Source organism: Nocardia salmonicida NBRC 13393, from assembly GCF_001613085.1.
Lineage (GTDB): Bacteria > Actinomycetota > Actinomycetes > Mycobacteriales > Mycobacteriaceae > Nocardia > Nocardia salmonicida.
In genome coordinates, this window is sequence record NZ_BDBR01000004.1 from 1 (window position 1) to 23,359 (window position 23,359).

General features: G+C 64.8%; 24 protein-coding genes and 1 pseudogene. 12 read left to right on the forward strand and 13 right to left on the reverse strand.

Going from position 1 to position 23,359, the window contains the following annotated elements; genetic code table 11:
* Positions 1-146: 146 nt before the first annotated feature.
* The gene (locus NS1_RS04045; RefSeq protein WP_084503465.1) at positions 147-716 is read right to left on the reverse strand and encodes a PadR family transcriptional regulator; all 570 of its coding nucleotides are present in this window, start codon (positions 714-716) and stop codon (positions 147-149) included.
* Between the two features lie 101 nt (positions 717-817).
* Here NS1_RS04045 and NS1_RS04050 point away from each other — a divergent pair, with 101 nt between their 5' ends.
* On the forward strand, positions 818-1,378 hold the full coding sequence (locus NS1_RS04050) for a DUF3159 domain-containing protein (protein ID WP_062981764.1): 561 nt from the start codon (positions 818-820) through the stop codon (positions 1,376-1,378).
* 24 nt (positions 1,379-1,402) lie between these two features.
* Positions 1,403-2,712: pseudogene (locus NS1_RS04055) on the forward strand (carotenoid oxygenase family protein).
* Positions 2,713-2,898: 186 nt separating this feature from the next.
* Here the strand turns inward: NS1_RS04055 and NS1_RS42370 are convergent.
* Both NS1_RS42370 and NS1_RS04060 read right to left on the reverse strand, forming a co-directional pair.
* Positions 2,899-3,117, reverse strand: a complete 219-nt coding sequence (locus NS1_RS42370) for a hypothetical protein (RefSeq protein WP_373864326.1) — start codon at positions 3,115-3,117, stop codon at positions 2,899-2,901.
* Between the two features lie 182 nt (positions 3,118-3,299).
* Positions 3,300-4,025, reverse strand: a complete 726-nt coding sequence (locus tag NS1_RS04060; protein WP_062982283.1) for an SDR family NAD(P)-dependent oxidoreductase — start codon at positions 4,023-4,025, stop codon at positions 3,300-3,302.
* Positions 4,026-4,130: 105 nt separating this feature from the next.
* On the opposite strand from NS1_RS04060, the gene NS1_RS04065 reads away from it, so the two are divergent.
* Positions 4,131-4,970 (forward strand): LysR family transcriptional regulator, encoded by an 840-nt coding sequence (locus NS1_RS04065; protein ID WP_062982285.1) that lies wholly within the window; start codon positions 4,131-4,133, stop codon positions 4,968-4,970.
* A gap of 489 nt (positions 4,971-5,459) precedes the next feature.
* Positions 5,460-6,086, forward strand: coding sequence for a hypothetical protein (locus tag NS1_RS04075; RefSeq protein WP_218019894.1), 627 nt, complete (start codon positions 5,460-5,462; stop codon positions 6,084-6,086).
* 131 nt (positions 6,087-6,217) lie between these two features.
* Here the strand turns inward: NS1_RS04075 and NS1_RS04080 are convergent, their stop codons facing one another.
* From NS1_RS04080 to NS1_RS41480, 4 genes are all read right to left on the reverse strand, one after another.
* Entirely contained in the window at positions 6,218-7,276 is a 1,059-nt protein-coding gene (locus NS1_RS04080) for a lipase family protein (RefSeq protein WP_255284410.1), read from the reverse strand.
* A gap of 344 nt (positions 7,277-7,620) precedes the next feature.
* Positions 7,621-8,460, reverse strand: coding sequence for a DUF1206 domain-containing protein (locus NS1_RS04085; protein WP_062981770.1), 840 nt, complete (start codon positions 8,458-8,460; stop codon positions 7,621-7,623).
* Positions 8,461-8,548: 88 nt separating this feature from the next.
* Complete coding sequence (locus NS1_RS38825; RefSeq protein WP_174562626.1) at positions 8,549-8,716, reverse strand: CsbD family protein; 168 nt, start codon at positions 8,714-8,716, stop codon at positions 8,549-8,551.
* Between the two features lie 29 nt (positions 8,717-8,745).
* A complete protein-coding gene (locus NS1_RS41480) occupies positions 8,746-9,129 on the reverse strand; it encodes a VOC family protein (protein ID WP_255284411.1) in 384 nt (127 codons plus the stop codon).
* A gap of 27 nt (positions 9,130-9,156) precedes the next feature.
* Between NS1_RS41480 and NS1_RS04095 the strand changes: the two genes are divergently transcribed.
* Positions 9,157-9,912, forward strand: coding sequence for a phosphotransferase family protein (locus NS1_RS04095; RefSeq protein WP_218019895.1), 756 nt, complete (start codon positions 9,157-9,159; stop codon positions 9,910-9,912).
* 135 nt (positions 9,913-10,047) lie between these two features.
* Here the strand turns inward: NS1_RS04095 and NS1_RS04100 are convergent, their stop codons facing one another.
* Together NS1_RS04100 and NS1_RS04105 are read right to left on the reverse strand one after the other, a co-directional pair.
* On the reverse strand, positions 10,048-11,232 hold the full coding sequence (locus NS1_RS04100; RefSeq protein WP_062981772.1) for an alanine--tRNA ligase-related protein: 1,185 nt from the start codon (positions 11,230-11,232) through the stop codon (positions 10,048-10,050).
* A gap of 432 nt (positions 11,233-11,664) precedes the next feature.
* Entirely contained in the window at positions 11,665-12,306 is a 642-nt protein-coding gene (locus NS1_RS04105; RefSeq protein WP_174562620.1) for a TetR/AcrR family transcriptional regulator, read from the reverse strand.
* Positions 12,307-12,389: 83 nt separating this feature from the next.
* On the opposite strand from NS1_RS04105, the gene NS1_RS04110 reads away from it, so the two are divergent.
* Positions 12,390-13,373, forward strand: a complete 984-nt coding sequence (locus tag NS1_RS04110; RefSeq protein WP_062981776.1) for a zinc-binding dehydrogenase — start codon at positions 12,390-12,392, stop codon at positions 13,371-13,373.
* 134 nt (positions 13,374-13,507) lie between these two features.
* Positions 13,508-13,873, forward strand: coding sequence for a VOC family protein (locus NS1_RS04115; protein WP_062981778.1), 366 nt, complete (start codon positions 13,508-13,510; stop codon positions 13,871-13,873).
* Positions 13,874-13,935: 62 nt separating this feature from the next.
* Here the strand turns inward: NS1_RS04115 and NS1_RS04120 are convergent, their stop codons facing one another.
* Complete coding sequence (locus NS1_RS04120; protein WP_157125094.1) at positions 13,936-15,456, reverse strand: FAD-dependent oxidoreductase; 1,521 nt, start codon at positions 15,454-15,456, stop codon at positions 13,936-13,938.
* Between NS1_RS04120 and NS1_RS04125 the strand changes: the two genes are divergently transcribed.
* Positions 15,455-16,018 carry a TetR/AcrR family transcriptional regulator gene (locus NS1_RS04125; RefSeq protein ID WP_063816078.1) on the forward strand — a complete coding sequence of 188 codons (564 nt, stop codon included), beginning with the start codon at positions 15,455-15,457 and terminating at the stop codon, positions 16,016-16,018. The genes NS1_RS04120 and NS1_RS04125 overlap by 2 nt on opposite strands.
* A gap of 64 nt (positions 16,019-16,082) precedes the next feature.
* Here NS1_RS04125 and NS1_RS42375 read toward each other — a convergent pair whose 3' ends face one another.
* A complete protein-coding gene (locus NS1_RS42375) occupies positions 16,083-16,331 on the reverse strand; it encodes a hypothetical protein (RefSeq protein ID WP_062981784.1) in 249 nt (82 codons plus the stop codon).
* A 158-nt stretch (positions 16,332-16,489) separates the two neighbouring features.
* On the opposite strand from NS1_RS42375, the gene NS1_RS42380 reads away from it, so the two are divergent.
* The gene (locus tag NS1_RS42380) at positions 16,490-16,807 is read left to right on the forward strand and encodes a hypothetical protein (protein WP_062981786.1); all 318 of its coding nucleotides are present in this window, start codon (positions 16,490-16,492) and stop codon (positions 16,805-16,807) included.
* 65 nt (positions 16,808-16,872) lie between these two features.
* Here the strand turns inward: NS1_RS42380 and NS1_RS41490 are convergent, their stop codons facing one another.
* On the reverse strand, positions 16,873-17,718 hold the full coding sequence (locus NS1_RS41490) for a winged helix-turn-helix transcriptional regulator (protein ID WP_255284412.1): 846 nt from the start codon (positions 17,716-17,718) through the stop codon (positions 16,873-16,875).
* 112 nt (positions 17,719-17,830) lie between these two features.
* Between NS1_RS41490 and NS1_RS04145 the strand changes: the two genes are divergently transcribed.
* The 3 genes from NS1_RS04145 to NS1_RS04155 all read left to right on the forward strand — a co-directional run bounded on the left by NS1_RS04145 (position 17,831) and on the right by NS1_RS04155 (position 22,538).
* The gene (locus NS1_RS04145) at positions 17,831-19,114 is read left to right on the forward strand and encodes an MFS transporter (protein WP_255284413.1); all 1,284 of its coding nucleotides are present in this window, start codon (positions 17,831-17,833) and stop codon (positions 19,112-19,114) included.
* A 260-nt stretch (positions 19,115-19,374) separates the two neighbouring features.
* Entirely contained in the window at positions 19,375-20,556 is a 1,182-nt protein-coding gene (locus tag NS1_RS04150; RefSeq protein WP_062982296.1) for an acyl-CoA dehydrogenase family protein, read from the forward strand.
* 1,007 nt (positions 20,557-21,563) lie between these two features.
* Entirely contained in the window at positions 21,564-22,538 is a 975-nt protein-coding gene (locus NS1_RS04155) for an oxygenase MpaB family protein (protein WP_084503520.1), read from the forward strand.
* 17 nt (positions 22,539-22,555) lie between these two features.
* Here the strand turns inward: NS1_RS04155 and NS1_RS04160 are convergent, their stop codons facing one another.
* A complete protein-coding gene (locus tag NS1_RS04160) occupies positions 22,556-23,188 on the reverse strand; it encodes a TetR/AcrR family transcriptional regulator (protein WP_063816066.1) in 633 nt (210 codons plus the stop codon).
* Positions 23,189-23,359: the final 171 nt, after the last annotated feature.

Genomic DNA, 23,359 nt, shown 5'->3' on the forward strand with positions numbered 1-23,359 from the left:
GGGACTCACTCGATCTCACCCTGGAGAATGACGCGACAGCGGACGTGAGAAAGATCAGCGAAGCTTGATCAACCACAACTGTGGGGCCGCGCGAACGCGCTCATGCCGCTTATCGGGTGGCAATCAACAGCGAAATCCCGCATACGTTAGGTGCGCGGGGGTCGGCTCCCAGCATCTTCGACCCCGGAATGACCCCGCTCACGCGCGGCCGATGCGGCGAGGGCCCACTGCGCCCACTGCGCATTCATCGCATAGAAACGTTCGCCCCACTCCATCGCCATGCGGCCATAGTGGGACAGATCGCTGTCGTCCCAGTCGGTGACCGCCCGCAACGCGGACAGTTCGGCTCGCGCTTTCGCGGCCCCGGTCTCGATATCGGTCAGATAATCTTCGGCGTCGGCGGGCGCGATGACCCCGAGGAAGAAGACCCGAAGCAACATCTCATTGCGCTGCACCCCTTTCGGCCTGGTATCGGTCAGCCAGTGTCGAAGATCCTCGCGTCCAGCAGGGGTGAGCGTGTACTCCTTGCGCCCGCGCGGTCCCTCATCCGAAACCGCGATCGAGCCCGTATCGGCCAGCTTGGTGAGTTCGGTGTAGATCTGACTCTGGGTGGCGGACCAGACGTTGGCCAACGACCCCTTGAACCGTTGCAGCAGGTCGTAGCCGCTCGCCGGTCGATCGGCCAGGAGTCCGAGCAAGGCATAACGAAGGCTCATGACCTCATCCTACATTCCACTATTGACATGTCGCGACCGTTACCTCTACTTTGGACATGTCATAATTGGAATGTCGTGGTCGAACCCAGGAGCTACCGAACATGTCGTACCTACGCACCTTCGCCCCGTGGCTCGTGTACGCGGTAGTCCCCGCCCAGCACTGGCAATGGGCCGCACTGATCGCGTTCGCCATTTCGCTCGCGAATATCGCCCGGCAGACCAGAGCGGGCCGACACGTGGACTCCCAGCTCATCGATATCGGCTCCGCACTGTTCTTCGCCGCGCTCACCGCGCTCGCTTTCGCCGACCCGGACAGCGCACTGCACCCCTACAGTCCGGCCATCTCCTCGGGCGTACTCGCGCTGATCGCTGCCATCTCCCTCGCGGTGCGGATGCCCTTCACCCTGCCGATCGCGAAACAGAGCACGCCGCGACAGATGTGGGAACACCCCGGCTTCATCCGGACCAACTACATCATCACCTCGGTATGGGCCGCGAGCTTCGCGATCGGCTGCGTCGCGCTGACTGTCCTCGCCCATTCCTCTTCCACCTTGCGCACCTGCACACAGGTCACCGCCTTCGTCATCCCGGTCGTCTTCACGATCCGATACGTCGCCCACATCCAGGCCAAGACGAAGACCCTCGGCGAGCCCATTTCCTGATATTTCGACCAGATCGGTGCCCCGATGACCACTTCAGTGCCCTACCTCAGCGGTAACTACGCCCCTGTCACCGAAGAACTGACCGCCTATGAATTATCGGTCACCGGAACGATTCCACCCGAATTGACCGGCTGGTACCTGCGCAACGGCCCCAATCCGCATGCCGCGGCGTCCAAGCATTGGTTCCTCGGCGACGGCATGGTGCACGGTGTTCGGCTCGAGCACGGCCGCGCCGTCTCCTACCGCAACCGTTGGGTGCGCACGTCCACCTTCACCGATGGCGCCCGCGGCTACGACGAGCACGGCAATCGCGATCTCACCGCCGGTGTCGCCAATACCCACATCATCCGGCACGCCGGACACACGCTGGCCCTCGTCGAATCGTCCTACCCGTACGAAATAAACTGCGAGCTGGACACTCTCGGCCCCTACGACTTCGACGGCGCGCTGCGCACCGCGATGACGGCGCACCCGAAGACCTGCCCGAGCACCGGCGAACTGCACTTCTTCGGCTACAGCCTGACCGGCGAACCCTTCCTGACCTACCACCGCGCCGACGCCGCGGGCACGCTCGTGGTCAGTCGTCCCATCGATGTGCCCGCACCGACGATGCACCACGATTTCAACCTCACCGCCGAGCATGTCGTATTCATGGATCTGCCGGTGGTTTTCGATTTCGAGACCGCGAAATCCGGTGCGGGCATGCCGTTCCGATGGCGCGACGACTATCAGGCGCGGCTCGGTGTCCTGCGCCGCGACGACCCGCACGGCGAAGTCCGCTGGTTCTCGATCGATCCCTGCTACGTCTTCCACAGCCTCAACGCCCACGACGAACCGGGTCGAATCATCCTGCACGTCATGCGCTATCCGGAGCTGTGGCGCACCGGATCCGACGCCTTCGACCGGTCCACGCTCTGGCGTTGGACCATCGATCTGACCACCAGCACCGTCACCGAGGAACAGCTCGACGACCGAAACGCCGATTTCCCTGCATCGATGATCGCCGCGCCGGTCTCGATACTCGCTTCGGCCACGCCACCGTCTCCGGCGAATCCGGTCACGGCGCCCTCATCCGCTACGACCTACACACCGCAACCAGCACCAGCCACGAATTCGCGCCGGGTCATTTACCTGCCGAAGCCGCCTTCGCCCCCGCCGACGAGCACCCGGGCGGCGACGGCTATCTCATGACCTACCTCTACAACACCGCCACCGACCGCAGCGACCTGATCATCCTCGACGCCGCCGATCTCGCCGCACCACCGGTCGCCACGATCCACCTACCTGCCCGCGTCCCGCACGGTTTCCATGGCAACTGGCTCGCCGACGAATGACACCGAACTGATCGAGCGTGCGATCAACGGCGTCGAGCTACCCGATTACGCAGGGGTGCCGGACCACGTCCGCTCATGCCGATGAGCGAGCGTTGGGTCCAGATACGCTCCCACTCGTGGCCGAGCAAGAGCCGAACACCAGGTACCTACCTCTGCATGGCGAACTGCCTTCGGGTGCTCTGCCGATTACCGCGTGCGTTCAGTGGGGGTGCGGACGGCGGCGAGTTGGGTAGCGCTGGCGACGAGATTGCCCTTGATGTCCCAGGTTTCGACTGTCTCGTGCATTCGACCTGCGGTGACGTCGGTGGCCTGCATGGCAGTCTTGACCGGACTTTCTCCACGCGTGCGTGGGACGCGGTGTACTGGTTGCTTGCGCCCAACCGCCGGAAGCAGGAAGAACGCAATCCAGCCGGGTTAGGACTACTGCGCGGACCATAGCTGACTATGTGGAGAACAGTCTGGAGACTGCTGCACATCTGTTCGACGCTCGAGGTTCACCCGCCGGCCTGGGCTGGGTTGAGGACGTTTCCAGTCAGAGTTGTCGACGGCAAGGTTGAGGTAGGGACCGGCTGAGGTGCAGTGGGCCGTCACAGGGGCACTGCACCTGCGTCGTCGAAGAATCCGCCGGTCGGTCCGTCATCGGGCAGGGTCGCGAGGTGAATGGCGATCGCCGCCCCTTGCTGCGGTGTACGGACGCCGCGCAAGCCGTTGAGGTCGGTGGCAGTGAAACCAGGGCAGCCGCAGTTGATCAGGATGTTGGTGTCGCTCAGTTCCTTGACGTATTGGAGGGTGACGGCGTTGAGGAAGGTCTTCGACGCCGAGTACGCAGCGGGGACCGGGCCCATGTCGATGCCGGGCGTGGTCTGCAGGGCGAGCGAGCCCACGCTGCTGGACATGTTGACGATTCGCGGTGACGCCGAGCCGCGCAGCATGGGCAGCACCGCATTGGTGACCCGGATGACGCCGATCACGTTGGTTTCCACGACAGCTCGCACGGTCGCAGGATCGACCGTCGTGGGTGTCTGTGGCATACCGCCAGTGATCGCGGCATTGTTGACCAAGACGTCGAGCCCTCCGGCATAGTCGGCGATCAGCTCGACCGCGGCGGCGACGCTGGCGTCGTCGTCCACGTCAAGCGGCACGCCGAACGCGTCGGCCCCGACCGCGCGCAGTTTCTCCACCGCAATCTCGCGGCGGTGTCGATCCCTCGCGCCCACACCGATTCGCCAGCCAAGCGCGCCCAGGCCTGCCGCGATCTCGTATCCGATTCCTTTGTTCGCGCCGGTCACCAGTGCGATCGTCGGTTCACTCATGCCGTTGATCATGTTGCGGACTCGGGTGGGGCGTCCAAGACCGATCGAGTGGGCGACGATACCGCACGGGTATCGGTCGTGGTGAGCGCCGGATACGATCACCCGGTGGAGACGCGGGAGTTGCGATACTTCGTCGCGGTCGCCGAGGAGTTGCACTTCGGGCGGGCGGCACAACGGCTCGCGATGGCGCAACCGCCGCTCTCGCGGGCGATCCAGCAACTCGAACGGCGACTCGGAGTCGTTCTGCTGCACCGCAATACTCGCGCGATCACGTTGACCGAGGCCGGGTCGGTGCTGCTGCGGGAGGCCCGGATCGCTCTCGAAGCGGTCGAAGCCGCCGAGCGCCGCACCCGCCGCGCCGCTGCCGACCTGCCCGGTGTCGTGCTGGCCGCCAAGGCGGGCGCCTCGCGCGAACTGTTGTCGAAGCTGCTGGACGCCTACGCCGCCGATTCCTGCGCTGTCGCAGTCGAGGTGGTGCTCTGCGGACCCGGCGAACCGGAGAGACTGCTACGCAACGGGAGTGCCGACGTTGCTCTGCTCCACCTGCCCTACGACACCACAACCGGATTCGACACCGAGGACTTGCACACCGAACAGCAGATCGTCGTCCTACCCGCGGGACATCCTCTCGCCAACCGACCCCACCTATCGATGGCCGAGGTCAACGCCCTGACCGACCTGCCCCTGCCGCGCTGGCCTCGACCGGATGGAAGTTATCCAGACGGCCCCGGACCACAGGTTCGCGACCACACCCAGTTGACCCAGCTGATCACGCTCGGACGGGCCTGCGCGGTTATGCCCGAGTCGCTCCGCGCCCAGCTACGCGACGATCACGCCATCGTGCCGGTGCCGGACGCACCGGCCGTGACGACCGTCATCGCCTGGCCACCACTGAGCAGATCCAAAACCGTCGCCGACCTCGTCCGTACGGCGACGCGCCTCTAGCGATAACAACCGCGAGTGGCGCCTGTTACGCGGTCACGAACGTCCGCATATGCCGACCATCGAACGTCAGTCTGTATCTCGCCGACTCCGAAGGCTCTGCTGGTCTGGTAGCGATCGGAGTACCGGAGTTGTTGAAGCTCTTGCTCGTTGTGCCTTGGTGGCGTGACTGCCCGTCGCTCACCCCGGACGAGAGTCACAAAGCGTCAGCAGAATACTTGGGCGACCTTCCGGATCTGTTCGATCGCCGCGACCGAGCCGCCGTAGCGCTCGGATTGAAACTTCCCTCTGAATCAGAGGTCCTGGAACAACTTCGGCAGACCACGACACGGGCCTGCGGGGACTACATTCTGATCTTCACACCCGAAGGAACACGTTACGAACCGTTGTTCGAGCTGTGAGCCGAACGAACCGGTTCACTCGCGCGAACACATCCTGCGCGATGCCGTAAATCGGAGGAAAATACCCGATTGATTCTGCTTCAGTGGCCAGGTGATCAAGATGCAGGCCGTCGTCGAGGTACCGAACTTCGACTTCGAGCCGCCACACCCATGGCCGGTCTCCTCGGCCGACCCCTATTCATGGGTGCCGATCAATGGTGGTTGCTCAGACGCTGAAGTCGGTTTGTTCGTCGGCGGGCTGACTCTTGGGCTAGAGGTCGCGGAACCAGGTGGCCGAGAGGATGTCGTGGCAAACCTGCTGGCCGCGGAGACCCTCTTCCAACCTGGGGGGTTGCGGTTGACCGACACAATCACCGGAGCAGTGGTGGTACCGGGATGTTGTGCTGGGCTCGAGGATTGGCGCGAGTGGGCCGATGCGCTCACGGGAAGGTCGCCGTGGCTTGGCCATGACCCGACTCCCGAGGTCGAGATCGGTGTCAACGAGCTCCGCGTGTGGCAGGACAGCGGTGCGAATCGCAGTGCCGCGGAAAGCGTCGTGGTGGCACGATCCTTGTTGCCGGACCTGCTGAACGAGGTGCACCGGGACCTAGTCGGATTTCTCTCGCGCGTCCAGGTATGGACTGAACGCAATAGCCTGGGCAGCAATGGAACCGACCTCGTCGAGGTCATCGACCGCAACTTCGACGTGACCGCTCCGTTGAGGTTCCAGACAGACTAAGCCGGCCCAGCACAAGACTCTGGTCCGTGTGCTGGTGATGCGCAGCGGAACACCCGGACCTGCCGCATGCCGCTGTTCGAATCGACCATCCGGCAGGTCCGAAAATCAATGGCCCGAGGTGATCTCGAGCGTTAGAGCGCACAAGTGCTTGCCGCCGGCTTCGCGGCGAATCGGTCGGCCAGATAGGTCAGGGCCGTCGACAATCCCACCACAGCTTCGGTACCGTGCTCGCCGACCGAATTCTCCACCAGCTGCACCGTAACCCCAGCGGCACAGTACTTTCCGGCCAGCTCCCGGGCCGAGCCGATGGGCGCGAACTCGTCAGCGACGGCATGATGGAGCAGCACCGGCACGGCGGGTACGCCCGGGCGGAACAAGGGACTGGCCATCCGAACCACCTTGCTCAATTCGGTGTTGTTCGTGATCGATCCAGGCCAAGCTTCCAGCGCCGCCGCATCGAGGAAGGGATATGCGATTGCGGCGTCGAGCAGGCAATCGTCTTGGCTTGCGGCCAACATCCGGCGGCCGGATTCATTGAGGTACTGAGCCACATCGGCTTCCGGATACGATCGGTTCAACCCCACCAGCCCGACAACAGCCGCCCCGCCGGCGATTCCACCGCTGAAGCCGGACATGGTGGCCTCCAGGTCGGCGACGATCCCGCCCAGCACCACACCTGCCAATCTCAGATCGGGGGCGTAGGTACTCTGCGCTTGCGCTGCGATTGCAGTGGCCTGTGCCCCGCCGGAATATCCCCACATGCCGATCGGCGCTGCGGGGTCGACATTCGCCGGCGCGAACGCTCTCGCGGCGCGAATGCCGTCCAGGACGCCGTGGACATAGCCGTCGGCACCGAACAGAGCGGAGTCGGGCCCCTGATAGTCCGGCACGACCAGAGCCCAACCTTGTTGCAGTGCAAACCGAATCATGCCGGTCTCGGTGTACGCGTTGCTCGGGACGCCGTCGATCCCACCGCGCAGCGCGTAGGAGGGTGCGCATTTCGCGCCTACACCGTCTTCGGCGACCTGGTACGACAGGAGCGGACGCGGACCGCCTCCGGTCCATTCTTGTTGCGGTACAAGAACTGTCGCGATGTAGGCGCGGGGTGACCCATGATTGTCGATCGTCTTGTACTGCACCTGCCACGCATCTGCGGGCAGCGGCTGCAGGAAGGACTCCGGTTCGATCACTCGGGACGTGAGCACTGTCCCGTTGGGTAGGTCCGCGAGACCACCTAGCTCGGCGTAGAACGAATCCTGTTCCGGCAGTGGCACTGCCATTGCCGATCCTGCGCAAGCCGTTACCAGCGCGAAAACTGCGCCGACTACCGTCGCCCGCAAAGCCGCAACTGTCCGCATCACACACTCCCACCCCGAGAACCTGTTCTAGTTTGCGTCCGCGAGCGTAGTGCATTCGATGGGACCTGATACCCGAGTTACGGGGAAGTCCCGCCCAAGCGGCCGGTTACCGCCCGCCGCCGAAACCCTCCCCCAGCGATATGCAGATGGCCGGTCTGGCGCGTAAACAGAGCCAGCTACATCTTGGTGTATCGCGCCATGGCGAAACTGTAGAGGCCGTAGGTGATGATGCCCAGGCCGGCCGCGATCAACAGGGTCGCTCCGAAAGGCTGTGCCCCCAGGGTTTTGAACGCGCCGTCGAGTCCGCTGGCTTCGTTGGGATCGGATCGACCCACCGCGATAATCACCAGCAATCCGATGGCCGCGACGGCCAATCCCTTCGCGATGTATCCCACCGTGCCCAACCGACGAACCAGGTTGCTCGGGGAGCCGTGCAAGTCATCGAGGAAGCTCTGGGTCGCACCCTTGTACACGTGATAGCCGCCGATCGCGATGATGATCAACCCTGCGGCGACGAGGGCTATCGTGCCCACGCTCGATCGCATCATCGCAGCGGTGATCCCCGTACTCTGCTCGCTACTGGATTTGCCCGCACCTCGAGCGAATCCGAATGCGGAGATGGCGAAACCGAGGTAGACCACCGCCAAGGAGAATGCCTTGACGCGATTGACGGCCTCGGATTTCTTGCTGTCGGAGTCCGGTTTGGAGGAGCTGCCGAGTGCCGCTTCGGCAAGACGCCACAACGCCATCAGCGAGAACGCCACGACACCGATCCAGAGCGCGAGGACACCGCCCGGCTTGGCGGCCAGTTCGGCCATGGCCCCCGATTGGTCGGCGGTGCCACCCTCGCCGCCGAGGGCGAGCCGGATGGCGATGTAGCCGATGAACAGGTGCACGAGCCCACTCATGACGAAGCCCGCGCGGGCGAATCGTTCGAAGATGCTGTTCTGGGCCACCTTGGCCACGGTGCTGGACGAGTTGTCGTACGACGATGGCGAGACAGTGTTGTTCGGCATGGTGATAAACCCCCGTGTGGTGGATCCGTCGAGGTGGTCCGCGACGGTCGGCGCGCGAGATCTACTGCGAGGTCTCGTTCGGGGGAAGCTAGTTCTTGAAGGCGTCTTTGATCTTGGCTGCGGACTGTTTCAGGTTGCCCTTGACCTGTTCGGTCCGACCTTCAGCCTCGAGGCTTCGGTTGCCGGTGGCGCGACCGTACGCCTTCTTCATCCGCCCCTTGGTGGCCTCGACGGAATTCGCGATCTTCTTGCTCATGCTCATGGCGGTTTCCTAGCTGTGTGAGATCAAGTCAACACAGGGATACCCACAATCCAGGAGAGAGAACAGACATCGATCCGGCAGCAATGGTGACGGACGTTCGCGTGGCAGTGGACACCGACTGGTAGCGACATCAGGCGGCCGACCTCCAGTCGCGGCGTCCGACCGGAGTGTCGCCGACAACACCCGACATCAATGTCGCTGGACGTACGCTGCCCGTCGAACAGCATCACCACGGCATCCCCGATGCGCACCTCGGCATGCCCGATGCGCCCGCGTGCGTCGACAACTCGCCCCAGCTCCTCGGCCCCGAAAGCGGCCTTCAGATAGTCGATGACGCCGGCGGTGTCCTGCGAAATGACCCTAGGCGTGACGGTGGTGTACCCCTCGGGGACGTGTTCGACAGCCATGATTCCTCCGTGGTCATCCCGGCCATAATGGCCGACGTGAAAGAAGTCGAGGTCCTCGTCGCGCATCACGAGCGCGCGACCTTGCGGGTCGGCGATGTGTTCCTGAAGATCGACGCTGATCAGTCGAATACCGACATCGAGGTCGAGGCAATGGCCATGGCGCCGATCCCGACTCCGAAGGTCTTATGGCGCAAGCCGCCTGTGCTCGCGCTAGCCGCGCTACCGGGGAAGGCGCTCGGTCGCCTAGGTGAGCCGTCGACCGCGTCGTCGGCGGCGTGGGCCGCGGCAGGTGCCGCCGTCCGTACGCTGCACGACGCGCCGCTCCCGCCGTGGCCCGGTCGCAGTGTCGACGAGATCGCGGCGGAACTCGACCACGAATGTGCATGGCTTGCCGAGAGCGGGGTGGTTGCCGCCGACGTGGTCGCCTTCAACCGCCGAGCTGCCGAGACTGCGCTCCGACCGTGGACACCTGCATTCACCCATGGCGACCTCCAGGTCGCCCACGTGTTCGTCGACGGTGCCGAGGTCACTGGCATCATCGACTGGTCCGAGGCCGGTCGAGGCGACCCCCTGTACGACCTCGCCACCCTGACACTCGGACACGAGGAACACCTCGGCGATGTGGTCGCCGGTTACGGCAGCGACGTAGACCTCGACGTGATCCGTGCGTGGTGGTCGCTGCGCAGTCTGCGCGGGGTCCGCTGGCTGGTCGAGCACGGTTTCGACCCGACCTCGCCGGGCTGCGAGGTCGACGTGCTGAGAACCCAGGTGATGCGAGGCTGACAAGAACGCCCCGCCCTGCCGATTCGATCAGGCACTGAGGTGGTGCGCCGAACGTTCTACGATAGTGAGTCGGGTGCGATGCGGAGCAGTTGCTTGCCAAGCTGTGGCGCTGATCGGATCAGCCCGCGACGGCACTCAACCGACACCGGCTTCCGTGTTCAGGTACACCACGAGATCGCGGGGCAGGCCGTGGGTGTCGTGCAGGTAGTGGTAGTCGTCGTCGGTCAAGGGTCCGGTGAATCGGCGGTGGGACAAGAGCTTTCGTCCGCGTTGGAGTAGTAGGTCGAATTTTCGTTCCTCGTCGAGCAGGACGGTGCGCACCTCGTGGGGGTCAGCAGATTGCTGGAAATGCCCGAGGGTGTGTTCCACGAGCTCGATCGGTAAGTCGGACAGGGTGCGGGTCGGATCGTCGCGCCACAGCGCGGTCAGGGTGCGGCGGATCAAGCGGCGAAGTATGTGACCGCGGCCGGACGGGGACGGTGTGACGCGATCGCCGAGGACGACGATGCCCGATCGCAGATGGTCCGACAGCAGTCGCAGCGACCGCTCGTCCAGCGGGCCCCAGGTTCTGGGCAGGGTGGTGAGCCAGGGCTCGAAAACGTCGATCTCGAAGACGGACTGCGTGTTCTGCAGGATTCGCACCAGCCGTTCCACACCAAGGCCGGTGTCGATACCGGGTCGGCGCATCGGTTCGAGACTGCCGTCGGGATGCCGGACGTAGCGCATCATGACGTGGTTCCACACCTCCACCCACCGGTCATCAGATGTCGGTGTGCCCTGCGGACTTTCGTCTCCCGTCCAGACGAAGATCTCGGAATCGGGCCCGCAGAGTCCGGTCGGGCCGTTGGACCACCAGTTCTCGTCAGTGGTCGGTTCGACCGGCAACCCCAGTTCATTCCACGTGCGCCACGACTCGTGGTCGGGCTCGACCTGGTCGTCACCGCCGAATACCGTGACGTGCATCCGGCAGGGGTCGATGCCGAAGCCGTCGCGAAGCAATTCGAATCCCCAGCGCAGGCTCTGCGGGCCGCCGTAGTCGCCGAGTGACCAGGACCCGAGCATTTCGAACACGGTGAGGTGAGTGTCGTCGCCGATCTCATCGAGATCGGTGGTGCGCAGGCATCGTTGCAAGCTGGTGAGCCGCCGACCGAGCGGGTGGGTTCGGCCCATCAGATATGGGGTCAGTAGGTGCATCCCGGAGGTGGTGAACAGCACAGGGTCATCCGGCGAGGGAATGAGCGATCCGCCCGGCGTGATTTCATGCCCGCGTTCGCGGAAGAAGTCGAGGAAAGTCTGAACGGTTTGTTCTGTCGTGATCATGGTGGTTGCTCCATCGATGTGAAATCGACCGGAAGCGACCGCATACGGCAAGTCCGGCAACAAGACCGACGCAAACCAGCGGACCGTTTCCGGCCGCTGGCGTGGGAGAAAGAGGTCAGGCGGCAGCGACCGGCGAGCGGAGAGCTCGTGCGGTCGCGGCAGCGATTCGTGAAGTGACCTTCATGCGGCGACGGTAGCAACGGGGCTGTGCCGAGCACCACCGATTTATGGGCTGGAGGTAGTCGACGAAATGCGCCCGGCTCACCTCAACGCTTTACGCTCCGGTCGCCCACTGGAAGCTGGATTGGCCGGAGGACGAGCACGGCCGGACCGAGACTAGCGGCGGAGCCCGGTGAGAATTCGGACCGGGCAATCTCTTAGCCCGCACTCCCCTACCGCAGCGGATCGACGGAAACCTCATCAACTGCCCGTCTACTGACGGGCTCTCGTCGGGGGCATCGCGGGCATCAATCGTGGCACCGGCGGCAGCGGCGCCGCCGCCGGTGAGGCTTGGAACGCTTGGATCATGAGGGCGGCGAAGCGGCGGGAGGCCGCGATTCGTGCTACCGGTGTGCCGGCATGGATGCCGTTGTTGGCCATGATCATGAGGATGAGGTCGTCCACCACGATGTCGGGGCGCAGGCGGCCGGTGTCCTTGGCGCGACGGATCAGTTCGGCGGCGCCGGTGAGCGAGGAGTTGCGGATCGCGGCGAAGTCCAGCGCGTGGGGGTAGGCGGACATGAAGGCCGCGGCGAACCCGTGGTCGCGGGCTTGCAGCTCGCAGAGCTTCTCGACGGTGCGGCAGAAGCCGTGCCAGGGATCGGGGTCGGCGAGCCCTTCGTCCACGAGCGTCCGGCAGGCGAGCATCTGATCGGTGAACGCCTCGGCGACCAGCATCTCCTTGGTCGGGAAATGGCGATACAGGGTGGCGGGGCCGACTTGGGCGCGCCGGGCGATCTCCCGCATCGGCACGTCCAGGCCGTCGATGACGAACACCGCGCGGGCCGCGTCGAGGATGCGTTCGCGGTTGTCGCGGGCATCGGAACGCAGGGTGTGAGGCAAACCAGTGGTCACCGCTCTCACTTTAGCTAAACGGACGGGGGTGTCCGTTACCGTCCCACTGGTCAGTTCCGCTCGAACAGAACATGGAGGCACCTATGAAGGCGGTCATGGTCCCAGCGTTCGGAGGTCCCGAGGTCCTCGCGGTGGTCGAACTCCCCGACCCGAATCCGGCCGTCGGACAGGTGGTGATCACGACCGAGGCGATCGGCGTCGGTGGTGTCGACACCCTTCTCCGAAGTGGCGCGCTTGCCGCGTACGGAGCCACGCCAGGTCGCATTCTCGGACAAGAGGTCGTCGGCACCGTGACCGAGGTCGGCGAGGGTGTCGACACAGGGTGGATCGGTCAGCGTGTGTGGGCGTTCACCGGCGAGGGCGGCGGATACACCGAGCGCGCCGTCGCCTCGGCCGAGACGCTCGTCCCCCTCCCGCAGACCCTGTCGGCTGTCGACGCGGTCACACTCGGCAGTTCGGCCATGGTGGCCCACTTCGCTTTGCGCCATGCGCATTTCGCGCGCGGCGAGTCGGTGCTGGTGCGTGGCGCGGCCGGCGGAATCGGAGTGGCGGCGGTCCAGCTCGCGGCCGGTGGCGGTGCCGGTGCGGTCGCGGTCACGACCTCCTCGCGCGAGCGCGGCGATCGCCTGCGCGAGCTCGGCGCGACACACGTGCTTGACCGCGCAGGTCGGGGCGCGGAGAACGCCCCGGCGGGCTACGACGTCGTCATCGACATCGCCTCGGGCGCGGATCTACCATCGTTTCTCACCATGCTCGAGCCGAACGGTCGCATGGTGGCTGTCGGCGTGATGGCAGGCATGCCACCGGCGGACTTCGGTATGGAAATGGTCAAGGCGTTCAGGAAATCGACGTCGTTCGCGACCTTCAGTGCCGATACCGTGCCTGCATCCGACCGGCGGGCCGCGACCGCCGAACTCTTCGCCGCCTCGGTTCGCGGCGACCTGAAAGCAGTTGTGCACGAAACGCTTTTCCTGGAACAAGCTGTGCTGGCCCACCAGAAAATGGAGACGGGCGAGGTTTTCGGCAGAATCGTGCTCACGCCATCGGCGGGCACGGGGCGCCGATGAGATCGTTCGCTGCCCGAGATATCCGGTGATTCCGCGACCCGTGCGGCGGCAACTGCCAGCGCTACGGCGCGGAAGATCAACGAGCCGTGGAAATTCTAGCGGCTGGCGCCGAACCCCGGCTCTATGGTGGACCGATGGCATCGATCAAACAGATCCAAGTCACCTTCGACTGCGCAGAACCTGAGCGCCTCGCTCGCTTCTGGTCGGCGGTATCGGGATACGAGCATCGGGGTTCGGCATGCGTTGATCCCTCCGGTGTGGGCCCCCGCCTGTATTTTCAACGCGTTCCAGAAGGCAAGGTTGTCAAGAATCGGGTGCATCTCGACGTGCGGGTCGGTACCGGGCTCGTAGGGGAAGAGCGCATCACCGCGCTCGAGACCGAATGCACACGACTGGTCGCGCTCGGTGCGGTACGTGTTCAACTACTTCGTGCCGATGGTGTCAACGAGTCGTGCCTGGTGATGCAGGACATCGAGGGCAACGAGTTCTGTCTCGACTGAGCGGCCGTGAATGTGGCGCTTTCGGGAGATCGTGGAACGGCTTGTCGTAAAAGGACTCTCGACTATTTCCGGCCCACGTTCAGAATACGGCCGAGGCCTTCCAGCACCGCGCGGGCATTCGCGATGCCGATCCGGGCGGCGATGGCGGGCGTGAGTAGTGCGCTGGGTTTGTCGACGAGTCCCATCACCCGGTACAGGGTGGTCGCGACCGCGGTGTCACGTTCGGCGGCGATCAGCACCGGATCGAGCGCCGCGACGGCGGCTCGAACCATCAACGAGGCATTGGCGCTCACGTGTGGCATGGCGCCGTCGGCGATCACGGTGAGTCGCCAGGCGTTGTCGATCTCGGGCGTGACCGCGCTGTAAAACCTTGCGGCAAGGTTGTTTCCACCCCGAGCGAGGCACTCGCGCAGCACGGCCATCTGGATCGCCGCGACGGTCATGCCCTGTCCGTAGACGGGGCTGAAGCTGCACAGGCTGTCGCCGACCGCGAGCAGTCCCTCGGGGAAACGATCGAGCCGCTCATAGCGACGGCGCAGGTTGGCCTTATACCGGAAGGTCGAGATGTCGCCCAGCAGTTCACCGTTCTTGATGGCGTCGAGTACGTCGGGCGGGGCGATCACCGCGGCGAAGTCGAGGAAGCCGGCCGCGTCCTTCGGTGGTTCCTCGCCGTCGTGGCCGATCAGGGTGAGGATGTGGCGGTTGCCTTCGACGGCGAACAGGGCGAGGGCACGCGGGGGTAGGTCGCGTACGCCGATCGTGACCAGCTTGTCGTGGGGCAGCGCATTCGGCGGCAGCTGGATGAGGGCGCTGCGGTAGATGATGTCGATGGTGGTGCCTTCTTCGACCGGGCGGTCGTAGCCGAGCTTGTCCAGCCACGCGGGGACGACGCTGGCACGGCCCATCGATGCTACGACCAGGTCCGCGTCGATGGTTTCGCGCGCACCGTCCGAACGGTCCAGGATCGCGAGACCGGTGATCCGCGTTCCGTCGGCGTCGACGACGGGCGCCCCCGCCTCGCACCTGTCGCGAATGGTGACGTTGGACAGCGCCTCGACACGCCTGCGCAGCTGATTCTCGAGGTGGGGGCGACTCGCCTGAAAAGCTTTGTGCCCGGTCGAAACTCGCTTGAGGGTACGGCCGGCCATGGTGAAGCGGACTTCGCGGAGAGCATCGCATTCGACCACGCCACTCATTCGCATGTCGTCGCCGAACCCCGGGAACAGTTCCTCGAGGATGTCCTTACCCCGCGGCAGCAGCCCGTGCACGTGGCGCCCCTGCGGGACGCCTTTTCGCGCCTCGGAATCCGGGAGCAGGGCATCTCGCTCGATCACCGTCACTCTCGAGTAGGTCTCGCTGAGCACTCGAGCGGCAAGTAGCCCGCCGATGCCCGCACCCAACACGACCGCGTGATCGCCGATTTTCGGCATGCCCGTACCTCCGAACGTCGATGTTCCGAGTCCTGTACACGGATCGATTCGCGGATCCATCACTGAGACTGAAATCGAATATAGTCTCAGTACCGACTCGACCGCAACCGGTCGTGCCGTCCCGAAGCGAGGAGCATGCAGAATGACCGGCATGACCAATGCGACACAGTCGTCCTCGCTGCTCGCGGACACCGCCTTGGCGATGATGGCCGAGACCGGCCTGGACGACCTGACGCTGACCGCGGTCGCTCGCCGGGCAGGCGTCTCACGCGCGACCGCCTACCGCGAGTTCGGAGACAAGAACGGCCTCATCGCGGCCGTCAGCAAGATCGAAGTAGCCCGCATGATGAGCGCCGCCTACCAGGAGATCGACATCTTCACTCCGGTCCGGCGGTTGGCGAAAGACGCTGTGGTCTTTGCTATCTGCTACCTGCGCCGACACCCGGTGATCTCCCGGCTGCGCGACCAGGAACCCGGATGGCTGATCAATGTCGCGATCGAGCACGAAGGGTCCGAGCTCAACCTGATCGAGACAGTCGGCGCCTTCATCGCGCCGCTACTGGCGGCTCGCGACGACAGTGCGTCGCTCATGGTCACCCCGGCGCAGGCCGCGGAGATCGCCGTCCGCACCGTGCTGTCGCATGTACTGATCAAGCGCAGCAGCCTCACCGACGAACAGGTCGGCGACGCGGTGGCCCGCGCCATCAGCCGCTAGCGGATCCCATACTGCGACGGTTTGCGTCATTCGTATCAGCGAATGACGCACCGCCGGACGGAGTTCAGTGCTGGCAGAGCCATTCGGTGCCGTAGTGCCCGGAGTTGTCTCCGTCCAGGTGGACCCAGTAGCCGTCACCCTCGCAGGGTGCGCCTTCGACCTGTCCCGAGTTCTGCGAGGTGGTCGAGGGGACCTCGACCGGTGCGGGGGTTTCGTCGGGGGCCGTGGCGCCCGGGCCCGCGCCATGGTTCGGGTTGGTGCAGATCGTTCCCTCGCAGGGCTCCCAGGTACCGTCGCCGTTGGGGTTCTGCATGGCGTCGGGACCGACGTAACTGCCGAGCGGGCAGCCCGGATCTTGGTTCTTCGCGCGAAATCCGGCGCCCAGTTGTTGCCGGTGGAGCCGTCGGCGCCGCGTTGTCCCGGGTCGGTGGTCGGCTGCGACGGGACCGAAGTCGCCGAGGCCGGGCAGCCTTGGTCGATGAAGCGGCGGTCGTGGCCGACGGCGCGGTCGTGCTGCTGGGCGCCGGCGAGGGTGTCGAGTCCGTCGAGCATGCAGCGGAACCCAGAATGAGGGCCATTCCGGCGAGAACTGTCAGCGCACGCTTCATCGAAGCTCCGTTTCAAGCCGCAGGGGTGCCGCACAATGGGCGGCTACCAGGCACCGAACGCCTGAACGTCAACGGCCGGTCGGACCGTGTCGATGTCATCACCGATCCCACTGCACCACTGGATGTCCCAGCCCTTCTGCTCCGACCTGACTGCCACGTTGCCTGGATCGGCACGACCTGAACGACCACCCCTCCCACTGGTTCGGCAGGCCCACCCACTGACTTCACCCGGGCAACGGGGCGCGGTCAGCCGCGCTCGGCCCCGTGCGGCCACACCACATCGACTGGAACACCTCGTTCACGCGCCAGGGCGACGACTGTCCCGGTACCGGCACGCTCGCCGGCCTGGCCGTCCCACACCGCGATCATCCGGTCGGCCTCGCCGACGAGGACCTCGTTGGCGGCCTCATAGGCTTCGCGGCCCGCAGTGTCGAAGTCCATCACCCGAACCGTCGTGGCTCGCTCGATGAGCGTGTCGAACTGCGCCAGAGCGTCCGGCTTCACCTTCGCCTCTCGGTAATCGCGCGACGGCAGCACCACCTCGAGGCGGCCTCCGGCGTCGAGGACGGCTTCGGCGAACACGCTGTCGGCGCCGCGGGCGAGACACGAGATGCCGACCGGATTCGGGGTGTCGGCGATCAGATCGGCGATTGCCGCGCGAACGATCGGGACCGTGTCGGCGGTGATGTTCGTGTGCCCGGTGACGCCGATTCGCAGTGCGCCATGACGGCGGACCGGATCACCCCCCAGACCCTCGATGTATTCGGCTCCCCATCGGTTCAACTCGGTGACGAAGCCGCGCAGCGCTTTCCCGGTGGTGGTGAGCGAATACTCCACGCGTGGTGGAACTTCGGCGAAGGCGTGCCTGTTCACGATGCCGTCTTGTTCCAGCTCGCGTAGTTGGCGGGTGAGTACGCGCGGAGTCACCTCGCCGACCTTGCGGCGTAGTTCGCCGTAGCGCAGGGGCTCGTCGAGGAGGTATTTGACGATGGTCATCTTCCACGCGCCGCCGAGCACGGCGATGCTCACCTCGACGGGGCAGCTCCGCATCGCTCGCACAATCGGAGCCCGGATTTCGTCCTCGTCAGCCATACGCTCGATGGTATCCAACTCGTCCATATGGACAATATTGTGCATACTGTCGATCCAGTTCAGTGGTTGATAGAAACGAGGGTAAGGACGTCGAGCAACGCGAAGGATTCCGGTGAGTATTTCCGAAGTCGATATCGAGCAGCGCGCGAACCGGCGGGTGCTCCGTGTCCATCCCGCGTGGACGATCGTGGCCGTGGCCGCCCTCGCGCTCATCGCGGCGGGGAGCTTCGCCACGATCGCGGGCCTGATCACCGAACCGTTGGTCGAGACGAAGGGGTGGACTCGCACCGGCATCGGTGCGGCCGTGGCGGTGAACATGGTGCTCTACGGGGTGGTCGGGCCGTTCGCGGCGGCCATGATGGACCGCTACGGCATCCGCCGCGTGACGTCGTACGCACTGCTCGCGCTGATCGCGAGTTCAGTTCTCACCGCGTCGTTCACCCCGTCGGTGATCTGGTTCGTTTTATGGTTCGGCTTCGCGATCGGTATCGGGACCGGGTCGATCACCACAGTGTTCGCCGCGACGGTGGCGAACCGGTGGTTCTATCGAAGGATCGGCCTGGCCACCGGAATACTCACCGCGGCAAGCGTATTCGGCCAGTTCGCGATGCTGCCCCTGCTGTCGGTGCTGCTCGAACGGTCCGACTGGCGCGCACCCGTTCTCGCGTGCGGCGCCCTGGCGACGGCGGCCCTGCTCGGCGTCCTGTTCTTCCTACGCGAAAGCCCCGCCGCGGTCGGCGCCGTCCGGTACGGCGCGGATCCGGACACCGAACCGGTCGGCACAGATCGCCAGGTCAACCCGTTCGCCCGCACGATCGCCGCTCTGCTTCGCGCCGTTCGCGATGCTCGATTCTGGCTTCTGGCCTCGATGTTCGCGCTGTGCGGGGCGACCACGAACGGCCTGATGTGGAGCCACTTCACACCGGCCGCGCACGATCACGGCATGGCCGCCACCGCCGCGTCGGGTCTGCTCGCCATCATCGGCGTCGCCAATATTCTCGGCACCGTCTCCGCGGGGTGGCTCACCGATCGGATCGAACCGCGGCTACTACTCGCGGTGTTCTTCCTCGGCCGCGGCCTGTCCCTCGCCCTCCTTCCGGGGCTGTTCACCAGCGGATGGTCGCCGGACCTCGTCGTCTTCGCCGTGGTATTCGGCATCCTCGACGTCGCGACAGTGCCACCGACACTGGCTTTGTGCCGCCGCTACTTCGGCGCCGACAGCGCCCTGACCTTCGGTTGGATCAGCGTCTTCCACCAACTCGGCGCGGGCGCGATGGCCCTCACGGGCGGCCTGATCCGCGATATCAACGGCTCCTACACTCCCCTCTGGATCACCGCTGCCCTTGCCTGCCTCACCGCGGCCGGCCTCGGAACCGCCGGCTCCCGTTTCAGATGAGTCCCCAGGCCCATCAGGTTCACCAGCATCTCGCCGGGCGAATGCGCAGTAACATAGGCCACATATAGTCGACTACTACGCGTTTTATGGCCAATAATTGGGATCCTCACACCAGAATTTGCATTAACTTGTTGGGGCTCGCGTCGAAGGTCGGCGTGTGCTGAGGAGGCCATGATGTCCGCAGTCTTCGTCGATGTCGACCGAACGCCGTCGGAGCGTGCGAGGTGGGCGACGAGCGCCTCGATCACCGAGTGGTCGAGATGACCGGCGACGGCGTGGCGACGGCGGTCGCTGATCTGACCAAGAAGACCGAGTTGCTGGTGCGACAGCTGATCTTGCCGGTCGAGGAGCAGCACGGCGGGAATGCGCACGACCTGCCCGGCGACGTGCGGCGCGCGTTGCAGACCGCGGCGAGGACAGCGGGGGTCTTCGCTCCCCAGGTGGGTGCGGCGTTCGGCGGACTCGGCCTGAACATGCGTGATCGCGCACCCGTCTTCGAGGCATCCGGGTATTCGCTGTTCGGCCCTATCGCACAGAACTGCGCAGCACCCGACGAAGGCAATATGCACCTGCTCGAACGAGTGGCGTCGCCGGATCAACAGGATCGATACCTGCTGCCCGTGGCATCCGGCCGAATCCGGTCCTGTTTCGCGATGACAGAGCCGGTGCCCGGCAACGGGTTCGACCCGTCCACTCTGAGCACGACTGCCGAGAAGACCAGGTACGGGTGGGTGATCAACGGCCGGAAATGGTTCGTCACCGGCGCCGACGGCGCCGCGTTCGCCATCGTGGTGGCGCGCACGAGTGGCGAGCCGGATTCCCGGGGCGGCGCGACGATGTTCCTCGTCGACGCGGGTGCACCCGGTTTACGGGTTCAGCATGACCGGGCGACCGTGTTCGCGCGGGAGTCGGAGTTGATCTTCGAGAATCTCGAGGTGCGCGACGATATGGTCCTGGGCGAGGTGGACCGCGGATTCGACTACGCCCAGACCAGACTGTGGAACACCAGGCTGACCAACTGCATGCGCTGGCTCGGCTCAGCGCGGCGCGCTGCCGACATCGCGGTGGCGCGCGCCGCCACCCAGTCGTCGTCCGGGGGCAGGCTGGGCGATCTCGGCATGGTCCAGCAGTTGATCGCCGACAACGAGATCGACATCGCGGCGTCCCGCGGATTGGTGGACCGGGCGTGCCTGTTGCTCGACGCGGGCGACCCGTCGGCGCAGGCGACCTCGATCGCGAAGACATTCGTTGCCGAGGCGGTGGGGCGGGTGGTCGACCGGTCGCTGCAGATCTGCAGTGCGCCAGGTAATTTCGAGGACGCTCCACTGTCGTGGCTGTATCGCGAGGTTCGGCTGTTCCGCATAGACGACGGCCCCTTGGAGACACAACGGTGGGCGATCGCACGTCGGGCGCTTCGCGCAGCCGACGGACGGGCCTCATGAGCACCATCTCAGTCGGGCAGTCTGGGAGAGGTATCAGATTCCGAGATCTCCCTTTGATACGATAAGTTACTAACTATTCCATCCCTGTACAGCTAGAATATCTAGTGCGATATGGCCTAGATCACTACATATACTGGACTGATGTAGCATGATGGCCGAGTTAAGTAATGGATCATTTTCAGCATACTCGGTGCAGAAACAGGGAGGTCACACGGTGTCGGCAGTCGACCTATGCCTGCTACTCCCGAAGCACTACCGCACACACAGCCGCCCCGGCGCGATTGTTGACAGTAGAGGCTGATGCCGCTCTCTCGATCGCCTCGCCCCGAGGAACCCGACACTCACCTGCGAGTGATCAGTGCCGACCTGGTCGTGGATTTCTGCGGTTGCCGCACCGCTGTGCGGAACTACCTGCGCGACAGGCTATCCCACCCGCATCCCTCCATCGTCGCCATAGAGATCAGCGATGGGTTTCTCCCGAACCGGCGAATGCCCTGCGAGGCGCTGTGGCTGGACCCGTGATCGAATCCCGATGAGCTTTCACCAACTGCCGGTCCCTCGATATCGGCACACCGTCTCCCCCACGCAGTGCGCTACCGGTTGCGAGTCCGGGCTACTCGCCCGTCATCCACAGGAACAGCCTTGTCGAAATCGTCGTCGCGGAAGTCAATTCGCGCTCACAGCCAGGAAACGGCCCGGCTTCTACGTCTCGGCGGCGCTGCCGATCGCGGTGCTGGCCCACTCCTGCTGGCCACCGGGGCACATCGCGGTGCGCGTGGCCGTGCCACCGAGCTAGCCGAGCGCCTATCGCTTCTTGGACGATCAAACTATGGATACTGGGCCACAAACCGAGGCATTTTGATAGCTTCGTAGCAGTTCAACTATCACAGCGGTCTGTACGTCATCCGGTCTTCGCGCTGATCGTGTGCGATCCCGGCCGCGGCAAGATCCGCATCCGGGCCGCCACCACCGGGAACACGCTGATCTCCGGAGACAGAAGGAAGACGATGACCACCACCACTCACCGAAATGCCGACTCCGGCAACGAATCCGAACCGCGAAGTGCGAGAGTCGGCATCGACCCCGCTGACCCGATCGAACTGGTCGCCATCGATTCGATGACCGCCGAGATGGTCGGCCACTGGACCTACCTCATGGTCGAAGGCGCCGCCTTCGCCATGCAGGGTCTGCACCCGACCATCCGCGACGTCGTCGACAAGTACTCGGTCTCGCGCACCGATCCGGCGGGACGCGCCATTCGGTCGGTCGACTCGGTGCTGCGCTGGACCTACGGCGGTGCCGAAGCGATCAAGGAAGGCCAACGCCTGCGTTCGCTGCACGAACCGTTGCGGATGAAGAACGCGGACGGGAAATCCATCAGCGCCCTGAATCCCGATGCCTACCAATGGGTTATCGCCACCGCCTACGTCACCACCGCCAAGGCCGGACCACTGCTGATCGGGCGCGAGTTCACCGCTGCGGAATTGGATGAGTTGCTGGCCGATAATATCCGCATCGCGCGGATATTGCAGGTGCCGATGAGGGGTTACCCGCAGACCAGGGCCGAGTTCGACACCTATTACGAGCACATGGTCCGCGACGTCCTGTGCGCCACCGACGATGTGCGCGAGCAGTTCCGGCAACTGCGTGACGGCGAGATCGAACAGCTGGCGAAGATGCCGTTTCCAGCGGATCGGGTGTTGCGATTGGCGCTGCTGCCCATGCTGCGATTCAACTATCTGTCCATCGTCGGTCTACTCGACCCGCGACTGCGAGCCATGATCGGCGTCGAATGGAGCCACGCCGAACAACGCAGCCTGGAGCGAATTTATACGGTGATCCGGTTCGCCTACCGCGTGCTGCCGGAACGGTTGACCTATTTTCCGATCGCCTACCATGCGCGAAAGCACCACCAGTCCATCGAGCGGATGAAGAAGCGGGAGCTGAAATCGGCCGCGTACAAGGTGCGTCCGAAGCAGTAACCCGCCCCGCCCGCCCGCTATCGAATGGCGTGCGGAAACAGCAGCGGAGCGAGGTACTGCCGGGCGAAATCGCGTGCGGCATCGGCATCATGGAGCGGAAGTACCCCACCCGGATTCGAGATGAACGACATGGTCAGTCTGACGAACAGCTCGGCCACGACGTCGGGGTCGAAGTCGCCGAGCTCGCCGCGTTGCTGCCAGTAGGCAATGAACCGGGCGACACCGATGCGCCCGTGATCGACGAATTCGTCACCGGTCACGAAATCGGCCATCTGCTCGGCGGCGCCCGAGGTGCGCAGGTTTCGCGTCAGCAGCCGTGGTGCGGAAGCTTCACTGACGAAGGCCGAGAACATCTCCGCGAGCGCACCGACCGGGCCCGCCGATTTCCGCATGGCCTCGTAGATGATGTCGCCGACCCGTTCGGCCTCGGCCATCAGCGCGTATCGGACGATCGCCGACTTGGTCCCGAACCTGCGATAGACCGTCGCGACGCCCACTTCGGCGCCGTCGGCGATGTGCACCATCGTCGTTTCTTCGAAGCCGACCTGCACGAAAGACTCACGAGCGGCATCGACGATGCGCCGGGATTTGGCGTCCAGTCGACTCAGCTCGGCCCAGGATTCGGGCAAGGGGGCTGGGTGGTCGTTCACCGCTGACACCCTACCGGCTGATTCGGCCGTCTCGAGCGGAGCGCGGCCACCCGCGAGCGGGCGGAGACACGAAAGCGCCACTGCCGATATCCGAGACTGAATGATAGTCTGATCGCAGTACTACTATCACAATGAGGTGGCGAGGTGACTCGGGACGCGAAGATTCGAGAG